This window comes from Vibrio sp. R12-SW3-ISO1 (assembly GCF_059834005.1).
Genome location: NZ_JCBDGK010000038.1, coordinates 1 through 16,934, shown reverse-complemented (window position 1 = coordinate 16,934; position 16,934 = coordinate 1). Strand labels below are relative to the sequence as shown.

Annotated in this window: 13 protein-coding genes; 1 reads left to right on the top strand and 12 read right to left on the bottom strand. The window is 49.7% G+C overall.

Annotated elements, in window-relative coordinates; all coding sequences use genetic code 11:
- Positions 1–483 precede the first annotated feature (483 nt).
- From eno to rlmD, 5 genes are all read right to left on the bottom strand, one after another.
- Positions 484–1,785 (bottom strand): phosphopyruvate hydratase, encoded by a 1,302-nt coding sequence (gene eno / locus AC6R0R_RS09135; RefSeq protein ID WP_334554209.1) that lies wholly within the window; start codon positions 1,783–1,785, stop codon positions 484–486.
- Positions 1,786–1,867: 82 nt separating this feature from the next.
- Positions 1,868–3,508 carry a CTP synthase gene (gene pyrG / locus AC6R0R_RS09130; RefSeq protein ID WP_334554207.1) on the bottom strand — a complete coding sequence of 547 codons (1,641 nt, stop codon included), beginning with the start codon at positions 3,506–3,508 and terminating at the stop codon, positions 1,868–1,870.
- Positions 3,509–3,680: 172 nt separating this feature from the next.
- Positions 3,681–4,490, bottom strand: a complete 810-nt coding sequence (gene mazG, locus AC6R0R_RS09125) for a nucleoside triphosphate pyrophosphohydrolase (RefSeq protein ID WP_500626465.1) — start codon at positions 4,488–4,490, stop codon at positions 3,681–3,683.
- 101 nt (positions 4,491–4,591) lie between these two features.
- Positions 4,592–6,811 carry a GTP diphosphokinase gene (gene relA, locus AC6R0R_RS09120; protein ID WP_334554203.1) on the bottom strand — a complete coding sequence of 740 codons (2,220 nt, stop codon included), beginning with the start codon at positions 6,809–6,811 and terminating at the stop codon, positions 4,592–4,594.
- Positions 6,812–6,860: 49 nt separating this feature from the next.
- On the bottom strand, positions 6,861–8,180 hold the full coding sequence (gene rlmD / locus AC6R0R_RS09115) for a 23S rRNA (uracil(1939)-C(5))-methyltransferase RlmD (protein WP_500626464.1): 1,320 nt from the start codon (positions 8,178–8,180) through the stop codon (positions 6,861–6,863).
- A 175-nt stretch (positions 8,181–8,355) separates the two neighbouring features.
- Between rlmD and barA the strand changes: the two genes are divergently transcribed.
- Positions 8,356–11,148 (top strand): two-component sensor histidine kinase BarA, encoded by a 2,793-nt coding sequence (gene barA, locus AC6R0R_RS09110; protein WP_500626463.1) that lies wholly within the window; start codon positions 8,356–8,358, stop codon positions 11,146–11,148.
- A 14-nt stretch (positions 11,149–11,162) separates the two neighbouring features.
- Here barA and acpS read toward each other — a convergent pair whose 3' ends face one another.
- From acpS to lepA, 7 genes are all read right to left on the bottom strand, one after another.
- Positions 11,163–11,546 carry a holo-ACP synthase gene (acpS, locus tag AC6R0R_RS09105; RefSeq protein WP_500626462.1) on the bottom strand — a complete coding sequence of 128 codons (384 nt, stop codon included), beginning with the start codon at positions 11,544–11,546 and terminating at the stop codon, positions 11,163–11,165.
- A gap of 5 nt (positions 11,547–11,551) precedes the next feature.
- Positions 11,552–12,283 carry a pyridoxine 5'-phosphate synthase gene (gene pdxJ / locus AC6R0R_RS09100; RefSeq protein ID WP_334554195.1) on the bottom strand — a complete coding sequence of 244 codons (732 nt, stop codon included), beginning with the start codon at positions 12,281–12,283 and terminating at the stop codon, positions 11,552–11,554.
- Positions 12,283–13,005 (bottom strand): DNA repair protein RecO, encoded by a 723-nt coding sequence (recO, locus tag AC6R0R_RS09095; RefSeq protein ID WP_487901376.1) that lies wholly within the window; start codon positions 13,003–13,005, stop codon positions 12,283–12,285. The genes pdxJ and recO overlap by 1 nt, the downstream gene beginning before the upstream one ends.
- A gap of 91 nt (positions 13,006–13,096) precedes the next feature.
- Positions 13,097–14,071, bottom strand: coding sequence for a GTPase Era (gene era, locus AC6R0R_RS09090; protein ID WP_334554191.1), 975 nt, complete (start codon positions 14,069–14,071; stop codon positions 13,097–13,099).
- Positions 14,064–14,741, bottom strand: coding sequence for a ribonuclease III (gene rnc / locus AC6R0R_RS09085; protein ID WP_334554189.1), 678 nt, complete (start codon positions 14,739–14,741; stop codon positions 14,064–14,066). Before rnc ends, era begins: the two co-directional genes overlap by 8 nt.
- Positions 14,742–14,771: 30 nt before the next feature.
- Positions 14,772–15,668 carry a signal peptidase I gene (lepB, locus tag AC6R0R_RS09080; RefSeq protein WP_500626461.1) on the bottom strand — a complete coding sequence of 299 codons (897 nt, stop codon included), beginning with the start codon at positions 15,666–15,668 and terminating at the stop codon, positions 14,772–14,774.
- A 123-nt stretch (positions 15,669–15,791) separates the two neighbouring features.
- Positions 15,792–16,934, bottom strand: a 1,143-nt coding sequence (gene lepA, locus AC6R0R_RS09075) for a translation elongation factor 4 (RefSeq protein ID WP_500626460.1), incomplete at its 5' end; no start/stop codon positions are given.

The window sequence follows — 16,934 nt, the reverse complement described above, 5'->3', positions numbered from 1 at the left end:
ACGGTAACGGTTTGTTGGCAAAATAGAAAATACTCAATTTCCATTATCTAGACACTTTAGTTATAGAACTGAGTGCATAATGAGCAACAATGTAAACAGGTCGTAAATACCATTGATATTGTGGATAGAAAAACAAAAACGCTCCACCGAAGTGGAGCGTTTCCAAAAAGCGTTAAAGCTAAGCCTTACTCAATAAAGAATTAAGCTTGGCCTTTTACTTCTTTAAGACCGCTTCCTTGAAATATGGAGGTGCACGCTCACCGAGCGTTTCCAAAAAAAACGCTCCACCGAAGTGGAGCGTTTCTAAAAAGCGTTAAAGCTAGACCTTATTCAATAAAGAATTAAGCTTGGCCTTTTACTTCTTTAAGACCGCTTCCTTGAAATATGGAGGTGCACGCTCACCGAGCGTTTCCAAAAAAAAACGCTCCACCGAAGTGGAGCGTTTCTAAAAAGCGTTAAAGCTAAACCTTATTCAACAAAGAATTAAGCTTGGCCTTTTACTTCTTTAAGGCCGTTGAAAGGTGCACGCTCACCTAGCGCTTCCTCGATACGGATTAGCTGGTTGTACTTAGCAACACGGTCAGAACGGCTCATAGAACCTGTCTTGATTTGACCTGCAGCAGTACCTACCGCTAGGTCAGCGATAGTTGCATCTTCAGTTTCGCCGCTGCGGTGAGAGATTACAGCTGTGTAACCTGCGTCTTTAGCCATCTTGATTGCAGCTAGAGTCTCAGTTAGAGAACCGATTTGGTTGAACTTGATAAGGATAGAGTTAGCTACGCCTTTCTCGATACCTTCAGCAAGGATCTTAGTGTTAGTAACGAATAGATCGTCACCTACTAGTTGAAGCTTGTCACCTAGTAGTTCAGTTTGGTGCTTGAAGCCAGTCCAGTCAGACTCGTCTAGACCATCTTCGATAGAAACGATTGGGAACTTGCTTGCTAGCTCAGCTAGGTAGTGGTTGAACTCTTCAGAAGTGAAGGTTTTACCTTCGCCTTTCATGTTGTAGATGCCAGCTTCTTTGTCGAAGAACTCAGATGCAGCACAGTCCATAGCTAGAGTTACGTCTTTACCTAGTTCGTAACCTGCCGCTGCAACCGCTTCTGCGATCACTTCTAGCGCTTCAGCGTTAGACTTAAGGTTTGGAGCGAAACCACCTTCGTCACCCACTGCAGTGCTGTAGCCTTTAGACTTAAGAACTTTTGCTAGGTTGTGGAATACTTCAGCACCGATACGTAGACCTTCTTTTAGAGTCTTAGCGCCAACTGGTTGGATCATGAACTCTTGGATGTCAACGTTGTTGTCTGCGTGCTCACCACCGTTGATGATGTTCATCATTGGTAGAGGCATAGAGAACTGACCAGCAGTACCGTTTAGCTCAGCGATGTGCTCGTATAGAGGCATGCCTTTCGCTGCTGCAGCAGCTTTAGCGTTCGCTAGAGAAACCGCTAGGATTGCGTTTGCACCGAACTTAGATTTGTTCTCAGTGCCGTCTAGCTCGATCATGATTGCGTCGATAGCCGCTTGGTCTTTCGCGTCTTTACCTGTTAGAGCAGTTGCGATTTCGCCGTTTACTGCTTCAACAGCTTTAAGAACACCTTTACCTAGGAAACGTGCTTTGTCACCGTCACGTAGCTCAAGAGCTTCGCGAGAACCAGTAGATGCGCCAGATGGAGCAGCAGCCATACCTACGAAACCGCCTTCTAGGTGTACTTCAGCTTCTACAGTTGGGTTACCACGTGAGTCGATGATTTCACGACCTAGAACTTTAACGATCTTAGACATTAATGTTTCCTCTCGTTCAAATATAAATGTCAAATTTAAAAGGCAGCAGCACAACCTTCGCCGCCGCCCGTATCCTTTTTACTTACTTCTCAAACTCGCCGCGTGAGTGCTGACCAGCGGCTTTCACGAAACCTGCGAATAATGGGTGACCATCACGAGGCGTCGATGTGAATTCTGGGTGGAACTGAGCCGCAACGAACCATGGGTGCGCAGGGTTTTCAATCATTTCCACCAGCTTCTTGTCTGCAGAAAGACCAGAGACCTTCAAGCCCGCTTTTTCAATTTGTGGTCGAAGGACGTTGTTCACTTCGTAACGGTGACGGTGACGTTCATGAATCGTCGCGCTACCGTAAAGCTCGCGAGCCTTAGTTCCTTTCTCTAAGTGACATAGCTGAGAGCCAAGACGCATAGTACCACCAAGATCCGACGTTTCGGTACGCTCTTCAACTTTACCTTCACCGTCGACCCACTCAGTGATCAAGCCTACCACAGGGTATTTCGTCTCTTTATTAAATTCTGTTGAATGCGCGCCTTCCATACCCGCGACGTTACGAGCGTATTCAATCAGCGCGACTTGCATACCAAGACAGATACCAAGGTAAGGGACATTGTTTTCACGCGCGTATTGCGCTGCGCGAATCTTACCTTCGATACCACGGTCACCAAAACCGCCCGGTACTAGAATAGCGTCAAGACCAGCAAGCACTTCAACGCCTTTAGTCTCAACATCTTGTGAATCTACGTATTTAATGGTGACGTTCAAGCGGTTTTTCAAGCCAGCATGCTTAAGCGCTTCGTTGACTGATTTGTACGCGTCCGGTAGTTCGATGTATTTACCGATCATACCGATAGTCACTTCGCCCGTTGGGTTCGCTTCTTCATAGATAACCTGTTCCCATTCAGACAGGTCTGCTTCTGGAGCGTCGATACCAAAACGTGCACACACAAGATCATCAAGACCTTGCGATTTGATGAGTTGAGGGATCTTGTAGATCGAATCCACATCCTTCATCGAAATCACCGCTTTCTCAGGAACGTTACAGAAAAGGGCAATTTTCTTACGCTCGTTCGCTGGGATCATGCGATCGCTACGACAAACCAGAATATCAGGTTGGATACCGATAGAGAGCAGCTCTTTCACTGAGTGCTGAGTCGGCTTGGTTTTCACTTCACCCGCCGCAGCAAGGTAAGGGACTAGCGTCAAGTGCATGAACATCGCACGTTCACGGCCGAGTTCAACAGCAAGCTGACGAATCGCTTCCATAAACGGCAATGACTCGATGTCACCGACCGTACCACCAACTTCAACGATAGCCACATCGTGCCCTTCAGAACCGGCAATAACACGGTCTTTGATGGCGTTAGTGATGTGAGGGATAACTTGAATGGTGGCGCCTAGGTAGTCACCACGACGCTCTTTGCGAAGCACGTCTGCGTAAACACGACCGGCAGTAAAGTTATTGCGCTTAGTCATCTTGGTGCGAATGAAACGCTCATAGTGACCAAGGTCTAGGTCGGTCTCTGCGCCATCTTCCGTGACGAACACTTCACCGTGCTGAGTTGGGCTCATGGTGCCCGGGTCAACGTTGATGTAAGGGTCAAGCTTCATCATGGTCACTTTAAGACCACGAGCTTCTAGAATAGCGGCTAGAGATGCAGCTGCAATACCTTTACCTAGAGAGGATACAACCCCGCCAGTAACAAAAATGTAATTTGTCGTCATGTTTAACCTGAAATTGGTTGAATGAGGGAAATGGAATTCTTCTGGACGGGACGAAAATATACCAGAAGACCCTAACCGCCACAACGTGAAATCTATCACACTGTCATTTTTTCTTTTTTGCTTCAAATCAAATTCACACGACGGCTGACTGTACTCAGACGAATTCGCGTGATTACTCTGAGCGAGTATTTTTTTCCGCCGCTTTTACTTCATCCCACAGAGCATCAAGCGCCTCTAAGGGTAACTGTTCTAGCGTCTTATTCTGCGCCGCAACACGTGATTCTATGCCTTTAAAGCGACGCACAAACTTAAGATTCGCCTTACTCAATGCCGATTCTGGGTCATGACCGAGGTGACGAGCAAGATTCACCACCGCAAACAGCAAATCACCGAGCTCCATCTCGACCTTGTCATCTTGCACCGAGACTTGGACCGCTTCCGCGACGACTTCATCGACCTCCTCGCGCACTTTATCCACCACGGGTCCTAAAGTGTCCCAATCAAAGCCCACTTTGGCGCACTTTTTCTGAATTTTTGTAGCACGAGAAAGCGCCGGTAGAGAAGCTGGTATTGAGTCTAGGATACTTTGTTCATTTTTGCCTAGTTGCGCTTTCTCTTTGGCTTTTTCCGCCTCCCAATTGGCGTTAATTTCCTCGTCGCTGGCAAACTCCGCTTGGCCAAAGACATGCGGGTGACGGCGCGTGAGTTTTTCATTCACTGTGTCGACCACCTCAGAAAAATCAAACAATTGCCGCTCTTTAGCCAGTTGACTGTAGAAAATCACCTGGAACAACAGATCGCCAAGCTCTTCTTTTAGATTGGTCCAATCGCGGTTGTGAATCGCATCCACCACTTCATAGGTTTCTTCAATGGTGTGCGGCACTATGGTGTCGAAAGACTGCTTTAAATCCCACGGACAGCCGTGTTCTGGATCACGCAGCTTGGCCATGATTTGCTCTAATTGTTCAATTGGATGACTCATGCCTCTCCCTCACAAAATGAAAAGGTGAGCAGCATAACCACTCACCTTCGAACTGTTGGTCGCGCTTAACGCGCATTGTCAATAATTGCTACGGATTCCGGTTAGCCCAAACGTTTAACGCTCATCACGTCTCGGATCTGTTCCACACGTTTGATCACCCGTGATAACACCTCGATGTTGTTCACTTCAAGATCAAAATCCATGATCGATAACTGTTTACGGTAGTCGACGCGACTCTTCATGCTGGTCACTTTGATTTTCTCATTGGCAAACAGCGTAGTGATGTCTTTTAACAGCCCACCGCGCTCCATCGCCTCAACACGGACAGTGAGAATGTAGGAGCCCACAAAGCCGCTGCCCCAAACGGTATCAATAATACGTTCTGGCGCATGGTGCCTTAACTCATCAAGCTGCTCACAATCGGCGCGATGCACTGAAATGCCACGGCCTTGGGTGATATAACCGCAGATTTCATCGCCCGGGATTGGCTGACAGCATCGAGCGAGGTGGGTCATCAAGTTGTCGACCCCTTCGACCACAACCGCATCCTTCTTAGGGCGGCTCTGAGCCGGCGCTTTGTGCTCGGCTTCTTGGAGCTTTTCTAGGGCTTGCTTGTCTTCTTCTTCTGCGGTGGGCTTATTCACCAACGCATTGATATGATTGATGATTTGGTTAATCCGCAAATCACCGCTGCCCACCCCAACAAACAGTTCATCGGTCGAGTTGACGTTAAAGCGCTTCAGCGAATAACGCTCGGCATCTTTTAACGTCGCGCCAATTTTCGCCAGTTCCACCTCGAGAATCTCGCGCCCCGCCTCGAGGTTTTTCTCACGAGACTGCTTGCGGAACCAAGCATTGATCTTCGCGCGTGCTCGCCCTGAGGTCACAAACCCCATCGACGGGTTTAACCAGTCGCGCGATGGGTTGGGCTCTTTAGCAGTAATGATCTCAACTTGATCGCCCATCGACAATTTATGGGTAAAAGGCACGATACGGCCCGCTACTTTGGCACCAATACAGCGATGCCCCACTTCCGAGTGAATGTGGTAAGCAAAATCGAGTGGAGTCGCGCCCATCGGTAAGTCGACGACATCGCCACGCGGAGTAAAGGCATAGACGCGGTCATCAAACACTTGGCTACGCACTTCATCCAACATCTCACCCGAGTCGGACATCTCCTCTTGCCAATCAAGCAGTTTGCGTAGCCAGGTAATTTTCTCATCGTACCCACTGCGACCAGCGCCGCCCTCTTTGTATTTCCAGTGCGCGGCCACCCCAAGTTCAGAATCTTCGTGCATCTGCTTGGTGCGGATCTGAATCTCGATGGTTTTGCCTTCCGGGCCGAGGATCACGGTGTGAATGGATTGGTAGCCATTTGGTTTTGGGTTTGCAACGTAGTCATCAAACTCACTGGGCAGGTGTTTGTATTTGGTGTGCACCATCCCCAGCGCGGCGTAACAGTCTTGCAGTTTGTCGGCGATGATGCGCACTGCGCGCACGTCAAACAGCTCATCGAACGCCAAATTTTTCTTCTGCATTTTGCGCCAGATGCTGTAGATGTGCTTGGGACGCCCGCTCACTTCGGCGTTGATGCCCGCCTCTTTCATTTCATCGGAGAGATCATCGACAAAATCTTTGATGTACTGCTCACGGACAATGCGTCGCTCAGAGAGCTGCTTCGCAATCTGTTTGTAGGTTTCCGGTTGCTGGTAACGAAAGGCGTAGTCTTCAATTTCCCACTTCAACTGACCGATACCCAAACGGTTGGCCAGTGGTGCGTAGATATTCGCACACTCTTTCGCTGCAGCACGGCGCACTTCATCGGGCGCTTTCTTTACTTCAATGAGGTTGCAAATTCGCTCAGCTAACTTAATGATTACGCAGCGAAAGTCATCAACCATCGCCAGTAGCATTCGGCGGACATTGTCCACCTGCGCCGATGCAGCGCTGCCTTCCATGGTAATGTTGAGCTGGCCAAGTGCCGCCATCTCTTCTACGCCATCAATCAGTTTGATGGTTTCTTTGCCAAAGTCTTCTTCAAAGGCATCACGCGCGTAGGCGCCAGCCGAGACGAGCGGAAACAGCAACGCCGCCACTAAGGTAGCTTTGTCCATCGACAGCGTGATTAAAATTTCGATCATTTCACGGCCACGCCATAACAGCAGTGGGCCTTGTTCATTACCCTCAAGTACCTTTTCGCACTGGCGGTACACTTCTTTTAAGCGCTGGGCAATTTTTGCGTCCTGATTCAGGCTCGCAATCCATTTTTCTAGCTCAAACTGTTCGTCTTGATTTAAGTGTGCGCTTCTTACCGCAACCATCTCTATCGTCCTAGTTTTTTATTTTTTTAACCTCGCCCAGCGGGCGGGTCTAATCCTTAACAAATAACGCCATTGATTCTAAATGGCTGGTATGGGGGAACATATCCAACATCGCGAGTTTTTCTAATTGGTAGCCCTGCTCGATAAGGCTTTGCGAATCCCTTGCTAGGGTAGCAGGATTGCAAGAAACATAAACGACACGAGTCGCACCCAAAGCAGAAAGTTGTTCTACGATGCCGCTCGCGCCCGCTCGTGCTGGGTCGAGCAACACTTTATCGAACTTTTCGCCCGCCCAGGCGTTATTTGCGATGGGTAGTTCCAAATTCGCTTGGAAAAACTCGACATTGGAGAGTTGATTGAGCGCCGCATTGTTCGCCGCTTTCTCAACCATCGCCTCCACACCTTCAACACCAACCACATGCGCTACATGCTTAGCGATTGGCAAGCTAAAGTTGCCTAGACCGCAAAACAGATCCAACACACGATCACTGTCGCTCAACGTTAGCCACGCCATCGCCTGTTGGACCATTTGCGCGTTGACCTTCTGATTGACCTGAATAAAGTTATTTGGTTCAAACGCAATAGTCACGCCTGCTTCTTGGTAGACCCCAGCCTCGCCCATCACCAACGTCAACTGATGACTTTCCGGCATCAAGTAAAGCGTGATGTGGTGAGTGGTCGCAAAGGCGATCAACGCCGCTTCTTCATTCTCGGTCAGCGGCTTGAGATGTCTCACCACCAAGATATTAACGTTGTCTCCCTTCACCAATTCCACATGGCCAAGGTGCTCTGGCTGACTGAACTCCGACAACAAGGCATACAGCGGCGCCATTAACGCGCTCAGCTCTGGCGCCAATACTGGGCAATCGGTCAGTGTGATGATCTCTTGGCTCTGTTTTTTACGAAAACCAAACTGTAACTGACGCTGCTTTTTATCCCACTTGATACTGATGCGCGCGCGGCGGCGATAGCCTTGCTCATCCCCAGAAATCAGCGCTGAGAGCGCTGCATCCTGTCCGCTGAATTTGCGCATCAACTGCGCTAAGGTGCGCGATTTATGCACTTGCTGATCAGCGTTAGAGAGGTGCTGCATGTTACAGCCGCCACACATGTCGTAATGCGGGCAAAATGGCGCAATACGCTCTGGGCTAGGCGTGAGAACTTTGATCAATTTGGCACGCGCGTACTTGGCTTTGCTTTCCGTCAGTTGAATCAATACCTCTTCTTTGGCCAGAGCGCCTTCAATAAAAATCGGCTTTTTATTTTGGTATGCCATGCCCGCACCGTGGTGATCGAGTTTCTCGACCAGAACAGATTGATGCTTAGTATTGAGTTGAGTTTTCTTTTTAGGTTGGAAGAAACGCGCCATGTGCCGTGCCTATTTCGCAGTCAACAGACTGTATTTGCTCTAATTACAGTGTCGATTCCCGCTTTTACAGCAGAATCATTGTGTGAGCCGACCGAGTTGATTATGCTTAAACCTTCGGCGGCTTCTATTTATGGAAGTTATTTTCCCATATCCACACCACGATGTTTAGACAATAATGACCAGATATGGCTTACGCGCCCGCGTTATTTCTCTTACTCTCGCCCCCACATTGATCATCGGGCTTCTGCTGACCGCCTTCTTTTCCTTTAATCGCTATCACGATTTGGAAACTCAGGTCATCAATTCAGGTTTAAATATCGTTGAGCCTTTGGCAATTGCCAGTGAAGACGGGCTTCGCAATAACAGCCGCGAAGCTGTCAGGCGTATCATCAGCTTTGCGCATCGTAAGAACTCGAAATTTGTCCGCAGTATTGCCGTGTTTGATTACAAGCACGATCTGTTCGTGACCTCGAACTTTCACCCTAACTTCGAGTCGCTGACCTTTCCAAAACAAGAGCCCATCCCGCTGCTACTCACCTCTGATTTGCGCGGCAACACCTTAATTCTTCGCGCGCCCGTTATCTCTGAGGCGGGCTTAACCGCGACACTCGAAGGGCAAAGCACCACACCAGCACTCGGCTATGTCTCGATTGAACTCGATCTCTCGTCGCTGCGCTTGCAGCAGTATCAAGAAATTTTTGCCGCTGCGTTAGTGTTGCTCGTCGGACTCGGCCTATCCGCCGTCTTCTCCTACCGCTTGATGTACGACGTGACCCGTCCGATCTCTCACATGAAAAACATGGTGGATCGCATTCGTCGCGGGCATTTGGATGTACGTATCGAAGGCAAAATGCACGGCGAGCTCGACTCGTTGAAAAACGGCATCAACGCAATGGCGGTCTCGCTGTCGGAATACCACGTGGAAATGCAGCACAGCATCGACCAAGCCACTTCCGATCTGCGCGAAACCCTAGAGCAGCTTGAGATCCAAAACATCGAGCTCGATATTGCGAAAAAACGCGCGCAAGAAGCAGCGCGAGTGAAATCTGAGTTTCTGGCAAACATGTCACACGAGCTAAGAACGCCGCTAAATGGTGTGATAGGTTTTACTCGCCAGATGTTGAAAACCAAACTCACCAACAGCCAAACCGATTACTTGCAGACCATCGAGCGTTCCGCCAACAACTTGCTCAACATCATCAATGACATCCTCGATTTCTCGAAACTTGAAGCGGGTAAGCTGGCGCTGGAGAATATTCCTTTTGAGTTCCAAGAGTCGCTAGAAGAGGTGGTCAGCCTACAAGCCACCAGCGCCCATGAGAAAGGGCTAGAGTTGACGCTCAAAGTGGATCCGAAAATTCCGGCGGGTCTCGCTGGCGATCCGCTGCGCATCCAACAAGTGTTGACCAACCTGGTGGGCAACTCCATCAAGTTTACTGAGCGTGGCAACATCGATATCAGCGTCGAACTTCGCTCACAGCGCGATGACGTGGTCGAGTTGCAATTTATGGTACGCGACACGGGTATCGGTATCTCAGAGCGTCAACAAGCGCAGCTTTTCCAAGCCTTTAGTCAAGCAGACGCCAGCATCTCGCGCCGCTATGGTGGCACCGGGCTTGGGCTAGTCATCACGCAGAAACTCGTCAGTCAAATGGGCGGTGAAATCAGCCTAACCAGTCGCTTGCACCAAGGCTCTACCTTCTGGTTTACCCTGAGATTGCATGTCACCGATATGCCGGTGAGCGATCTCATCGAAGCGCAAACCCTAGCGCAGCGCCAGTTGCTGCTAATCGAACCTAATATGCAAGCGGCCTCGATCGTACAAAACATGTTGACTCGCGAGGGCTTGTCGGTCACTTACCGCTCGTCGATGCCTGAAGAACCTGCCAGCTATGATTACGTACTGCTCAATCTGGCTCCGAGCCAAGATAACACCGTTAGCGAAGTGGAAAGCTTGGTGGAACGCGCCATGGCCTACGCGCCGCACGTTGTACTCGGCATGCCAAGTACCGCCCTTGCTTTGTCTGATCACTTGATTCAAAAGTATCAAGTTCACTGCATCACCAAACCATTGTCACGCCGTAAGCTTCTACAGACGTTAGCCGCCAACCAAGAGGCGCTGCCTATATTGGAGCCCAACACGCCTGTCAGCACAGATAAATTGCCACTGACGGTGATGGCGGTGGATGATAACCCCGCAAACTTGAAACTCATCACCGCCCTACTCAAAGAGCGCGTTGAGCGAGTGATCACCTGTAGCAATGGCGAAGACGCCGTCGCACAGGCGGAACATCAGCATTTCGATATGATCCTTATGGACATTCAAATGCCTAAAATGGATGGGGTTACCGCCTCCAAAGCGATCAAAAAACTGCCGCTCAATGAACAGACTCCGGTGATCGCTGTCACCGCTCATGCCATGCTAGGCGAGCGCGACCGCCTACTTAAAGCCGGCATGGATGACTACCTCACCAAACCAATAGAAGAGCATGTATTGCAGCAGGTGTTGATGCACTGGAACCCCAATGCCACTGTGCAAGAGTTGGAAAAGCTCGATCTGTCAGTCCACACAACACCGGACGTGCCGAGCACACCGTCCGAGAGTGATAGCAAAATCGTCATTGACTGGCCCGCCGCGTTGAAGCAATCTGCCAACAAAGCCTCGCTCGCCAAAGAGATGCTACAAATGCTGGTCGACTACATCCCCGAGGTCAATTCGGTTGTCGAACAGGCGCTCACCGGGGATGGGGATGAAGAAGCTCGAGAGAATCTGATTCATCATGTCCACAAACTGCATGGCAGCGGTTCATACTGCGGTGTGCCACGTCTTAAGTCGATTTGCGCGACATTAGAGAAAGCGCTGCGCTCAGACGCGAGTATTGAAGAGGTGGAGCCGGAGCTGTTTGAGTTGCAAGATGAAATGGATAAAGTGACCGAGACGTCGGCCCACTACCTAGCACTTAATTAGGTCTCGGCCTGACATCAGGCCGATTCGTAAATTACCGTCGCCATCGCATAGTGGCGCTCATCAGAGATCGACAGGTGGACATGCGCCACCTGTTTTTGATTCGCCAATGCTAAAGCTTTATTCGCCAGCGTCAGGACGGGCGCACCGAGTTCGTCATTGCTGATGGTAAAGTCTTGAAAGGTCACGCCGAGCGCGATTCCCGTTCCCAATGCTTTTGACGCGGCTTCTTTCGCAGCGAAGCGTTTGGCGAGAAAACGCGCCTTCTGTTTAATGGCATGAAACGTATCGAGCTCAGGCGGCGTTAAGATTCGCTGGGCAAACGCATCACCACTGCGAGCGAGGGCTTTTTCCACTCGCTCGATTTCCGCAATGTCTGTGCCTAATCCTACGATCGCCATAGTGACTACTTTCTAGCTTCAACCATAATGGCCTTCATGTCAGCCACGGCTTTTGCCAAACCATCAAAGGCCGCGCGGCCGATAATTGAGTGACCAATGTTCAACTCGTACATTTCTGGAATGGCCGCAATCGGTGCCACATTGTGATAGGTGAGGCCATGCCCGGCATTCACGGTAATGCCGAGATCGGCGGCATAGCTGGCGCCTGCAGCGATTTTTTTCAACTCATCTTGTTGGTCTGCATCATTGGTTGCATCTGCATAGTGGCCGGTGTGCAGTTCAATGTAGGGTGCACCACACGCTTTTGCGGCGTCGATTTGCTGGCGATCGGCATCAATGAACAGAGAGACTTTAATGCCGGCATCGGTGAGTTTTTGGGTCGCCGCTTTGATTTTCTCAAGTTGCCCCACCACATCCAGACCACCTTCAGTGGTCAGCTCTTCGCGTTTCTCTGGCACCAAGCAGACATACTCTGGCTGGGTTTGCAGCGCAATCTCGACCATTTCATCGGTAACGGCCATTTCCAGATTCATTCGCGTTTGAATCGTTTCACGTAAGATACGAACATCACGATCGTTGATGTGACGGCGATCTTCGCGTAGGTGGATGGTGATCCCATCTGCACCGGCGCGCTCAGCCACTTCTGCGGCATGGACAGGGTCTGGGTATTTTGTCCCGCGTGCGTTACGTAGAGTTGCGATGTGATCGATGTTCACGCCAAGGTAGATTGAGCTCATTATTCCATACTCCGTGCTCTGGGAACCCTTGCGATGAAAAGTTCCCTGCTTTTTAAAGGTTTGCCGCCAAGATACGGCTTTAAGGCAAGTCGTGTAAAGCGTTTTGCCGCTTTGAGTTGTTCTTTTGTGGTGAAGCGACGCTCGCTGATCGCGATCAGTTCATTGCCTAAAAACGTCAGGTTGTCGTTTCTCACTGAGGCAATGAATCCTTTCTGCTCGCGATAGCGATAGGTCATCTCCGGTGAGACTGGCTCGCCACTGCCCGCACAGTGTAAAAAATCCACGCCATACCCCATCGCCGACAGCAGCGCCAACTCAAAGCGGCGCAAAGCAGGCTCTGGATTCTCGCTTTGCGCCAACTCCGTCAACGCATGCAGGTAGTCATGAAACAGAGCAGGCATCGCCACTTCGGCCATTAACACTCGGCCAATCAACTCATTGACGTACATAGCGGAATAGAGATGAATACCAAAGAGAGGAAGACCTAAACTGATTGGCTCGGCTTGGCGCAGTGTTTTCATTGAACCTTTGCCTGACCATTTCAATAGTAGTGGTGTGAAGGGTTGCAGCGCCCCTTTGAGGTTAGAACGTTTGCTGCGTGCACCTTTTGCCATCAAGGTGATGCGGCCATACTCTTCACTGAAGACGTCAAGAATCAGGCTCGATTCACTATAGGGTCGGCGATGAAGTACAAAGCAGCGTTGTAAACCTTCTGATGACATAGCCTTTGATCACAACAGACACGAGGTTGCGATCCTTCGTCAACCTAGTGAGGAGAGTGCTCTCTTAGCGAGGCGCTAAGAGAGCCAACGGTTAAAGATCGTCGATGTAACCGAGAGAGCGCAGTGCACGCTCGTCATCCGCCCAGCCCGATTTCACTTTGACCCACGTTTCTAAGTAGACCTTACGGCCAAACAGTTCTTCCATATCGAGGCGCGCTTCGCGACCAATCGTCTTAATCTTCTCGCCGCCTTTACCGATGACCATTTTCTTCTGGCCACTGCGTTCGACCAAGATCAGTGCGTTGATGTGGAAACCGTCGGTGTCTGGGTTGTAATCGAAACGCTCGATTTCCACCGTCACCGAATAAGGCAACTCTTCGCCAGTAAAGCGCATCAACTTTTCACGCACAATTTCAGACGCCATAAAGCGCTGAGAGCGGTCAGTCACATACTCTTCAGGGAAGTGATGGGCCGCTTTAGGTAAGTGTTCACGGACATGCTTACGCAGCACATCAATGTTTTTACCGTGTTTGGCCGAAATCGGTACCACATCGACGAATTCCATCTTCTTCGACAGATCCATCATGTGCAGCATCACTTCGTTGCGATCTTGAACGTTGTCGACTTTGTTGACACAAAGCACAACAGGGAAGTTCGACTTTTGCAACTTAGTGAGCACCATCTCATCGTCTTTGGTCCAGTGGGTTCCATCAACGAGGAAAAACACCAGATTGACATCACTCAATGAAGAGTTGGCCGCGCGGTTCATCAAACGGTTGATGGCGCGTTTCTCTTCAATGTGTAGCCCTGGGGTATCGACATAAATCGCTTGGTAATCCCCTTCTGTGTCCACACCCATAATACGGTGGCGCGTGGTCTGAGGTTTACGTGAAGTTATCGAAATTTTTTGACCTAGAATGCGATTCAGTAGTGTCGATTTGCCAACATTCGGTCGGCCAACAATGGCAATAAAACCACAGTGTTGGTTCTCTGGCGACGCGGTTTCACCACTTGATGAAAAGAACGCATCGATATCAAATTCGTTGTTGTCGGTTGAGTCAGTCATTGTTAAGTTGCTCTAGCGCTAATTCCGCAGCCGCTTGTTCTGCCTTGCGGCGGCTGGTGCCTTTGCCAATGACAGGATCTCCGATGCCTGCCACTTCACACGAAACCGTAAATTGCTGGTTGTGTGCTTCACCTTTAATAGTAGTCACTGTATAGACAGGAAGCGGTTTTCTTCGCCCTTGCAGAAATTCTTGCAAACGCGTCTTGGGATCTTTTTGCGATACCCCCGGCTTAATGGCATCCAAACGACTCTGGTACCAGCTGAGTATAATCCTACGGACCACTTCAATATCGCTATCCAAGTATATCGCCCCAATGATCGCCTCTACGGCATCGGCAAGAATGGAATCACGACGGAAACCGCCACTTTTTAACTCACCTGGACCTAATTTTAAGTGATCTCCGAGTTCGAATTCTCGACCCAGTTCCGCCAGTGTATTGCCACGCACTAAGGTCGCACGCATACGGCTCATGTCCCCTTCGTTCACTTTAGGGAAGCGGTGATAAAGATCGTCAGCAATGACAAAACTTAAAATTGAATCGCCCAGAAACTCAAGACGCTCATTGTGTTTTCCATTTGCGCTGCGGTGTGTCAGCGCAAGTTGGAGTAACTCGGCATCGTTGAACGGATAGCCGAGTCTGTTTTCTAGATTAGTGATTGGAGAATTCATGCTCTCTCGATAGTTTGTGCTTTAAACAAGCTAGTTAATGCCACCAATGCGGTTAAAACGCACACCAGTTGGAATCCAAGTCGGCAAGACACTGTCTGCACCACGATCAAACTCAAAACTGATCCAAATTGCAACGGCCTTGCCAACGAGGTTGGCCTCTGGAACAAAGCCCCAGTAGCGGCTATCAGCACTGTTGTCACGGTTATCACCCATGACAAAATAGTGCCCTTGCGGTACGACCCACTCGTTCACACCACTGCGTGGCTGATACGCCGACACGCGATCACGACGAAGAGGGTTAACCAAAATTTGATGCTCCACTTCACCCAACTCTTCATTCAGTTGGATAAGTGGTACGCCGTCTTGAATAAACGGACTCTCTACCACATTCGATAATCCCACTTGGCGGCAAGTGCTCTCACCTTGTGGCTGAATGCAGATCTCTTTTTTGCTGCTGTAACGCACGGTATCACCCGGAAGGCCGACCACGCGTTTGATGTAATCGATGCTCGGTTGTGGTGGATACTTAAAGACGACCGTATCACCGCGCTCCGGTTTGCCTGTTTCCACCAGTTGTGTACGCCAAACGGGATCTTTGAGTCCATAAGCGTATTTCTCAACCAGGATAAAGTCGCCGACTAATAGCGTTGGCATCATGGAGCCTGATGGAATCTGAAACGGCTCATAAATGAACGAGCGCAGCACCAACACAATCGCAATCACGGGGAAGATGGAGACACTGTTCTCGATCCACCAAGGCTGCTTTTTCACTTTGGCTAACGTCGCGTCATCCAAACCTGTGGTTTGTGCTTCGATATCCATCACTTGGCGTTGACGCTGCTTAGCAAAAACCAGCTTCTCCAGTAGCCAAACAATACCAGTCACCAAAGTGACGATGACTAGGATGAGTGAAAATGTGTTCGCCATTGACTTCCCTTATCTCAAAAATACGAAAGTGAAAGGGTAGCCCCTTTCACTCAAAACGTTGGCGCTAAAGCCAGTCAACATCGCCGACCCACTATCGCGCTCAATCTTTACCGGTGGGCAAACTTAATCTTTGCCTACGTGCAAAATAGCAAGGAACGCTTCTTGTGGCAGCTCGACGTTACCGATCTGCTTCATACGCTTCTTACCCTCTTTTTGCTTCTTCAGTAGTTTCTTCTTACGACTCACGTCACCACCGTAACATTTAGCGATAACGTTTTTACGCAACTGCTTCACCGTAGAACGAGCGATGATGTGGTTACCGATCGCCGCTTGAATCGCAATATCAAACATCTGACGTGGAATGAACTCTTTCATTTTTTCCACCAGCTGACGGCCGCGAGTTTGCGATTGATCTTTGTGCGTGATTAACGCCAGCGCGTCGACTTTATCACCGTTGAGCAGTACATCCACGCGTACCATGTTAGACGCTTCAAAGCGTTGGAAGTTGTAATCCAGAGAAGCGTAACCACGTGAGGTAGACTTCAAGCGGTCAAAGAAATCAAGCACCACCTCTGCCATCGGGATATCGTAAGTCACCGCCACCTGGTTGCCGTGGTACACCATATCCACTTGAACGCCGCGCTTTTCAACACACAAGGTAATCACGTTACCTAAGTAATCAGAAGGCACCAAAATATTACAACGTGCAATTGGCTCACGAATCTCTTCGATATCGTTGATCGCCGGCAGTTTTGCTGGGCTATCCACATAGATCAGCGTGTCGTCGGTCTTTTCCACTTCGTACACTACGGTTGGCGCAGTGGTGATAAGATCAAGATCGTATTCACGCTCTAGACGCTCTTGAATGATCTCCATGTGCAGCATGCCAAGGAAACCACAACGGAAGCCAAAGCCCAGTGCCGCCGAATTTTCTGGCTCGTAGAACAAAGAGGCATCGTTCAAACTCAGTTTACCTAGCGCGTCACGGAAGTTTTCGTAATCGTCTGAGGAGACAGGGAAGAGACCCGCATACACCTGAGGTTTGACTTTCTTAAAGCCCGGTAGTGGTTTTTCACTGCCGTTTTTCGCCAAAGTCAGCGTATCACCAACAGGCGCGCCCAAGATGTCTTTGATACCACACACAACCCAACCGACTTCGCCAGTGCGAAGAATGTCGGTATCGATTTGTTTTGGCGTGAAAATCCCTAAACGATCCACCCCCCAAGTTTGACCTGTGCTCATCACTTTGATCTTGTCGTTCTTTTT

What these genes read in the sequence shown, in the direction of transcription:
- barA (WP_500626463.1), top strand. Translation starts at nt 8,356, where the DNA reads ATGACCAGATATGGCTTACGCGCCCGCGTTATTTCTCTTACTCTCGCC.
- acpS (WP_500626462.1), bottom strand. Translation starts at nt 11,546, where the DNA reads ATGGCGATCGTAGGATTAGGCACAGACATTGCGGAAATCGAGCGAGTG.
- eno (WP_334554209.1), bottom strand. Translation starts at nt 1,785, where the DNA reads ATGTCTAAGATCGTTAAAGTTCTAGGTCGTGAAATCATCGACTCACGT.
- recO (WP_487901376.1), bottom strand. Translation starts at nt 13,005, where the DNA reads ATGTCATCAGAAGGTTTACAACGCTGCTTTGTACTTCATCGCCGACCC.
- relA (WP_334554203.1), bottom strand. Translation starts at nt 6,811, where the DNA reads ATGGTTGCGGTAAGAAGCGCACACTTAAATCAAGACGAACAGTTTGAG.
- rlmD (WP_500626464.1), bottom strand. Translation starts at nt 8,180, where the DNA reads ATGGCGCGTTTCTTCCAACCTAAAAAGAAAACTCAACTCAATACTAAG.
- era (WP_334554191.1), bottom strand. Translation starts at nt 14,071, where the DNA reads ATGACTGACTCAACCGACAACAACGAATTTGATATCGATGCGTTCTTT.
- pdxJ (WP_334554195.1), bottom strand. Translation starts at nt 12,283, where the DNA reads ATGAGCTCAATCTACCTTGGCGTGAACATCGATCACATCGCAACTCTA.
- mazG (WP_500626465.1), bottom strand. Translation starts at nt 4,490, where the DNA reads ATGAGTCATCCAATTGAACAATTAGAGCAAATCATGGCCAAGCTGCGT.
- pyrG (WP_334554207.1), bottom strand. Translation starts at nt 3,508, where the DNA reads ATGACGACAAATTACATTTTTGTTACTGGCGGGGTTGTATCCTCTCTA.
- lepB (WP_500626461.1), bottom strand. Translation starts at nt 15,668, where the DNA reads ATGGCGAACACATTTTCACTCATCCTAGTCATCGTCACTTTGGTGACT.
- rnc (WP_334554189.1), bottom strand. Translation starts at nt 14,741, where the DNA reads ATGAATTCTCCAATCACTAATCTAGAAAACAGACTCGGCTATCCGTTC.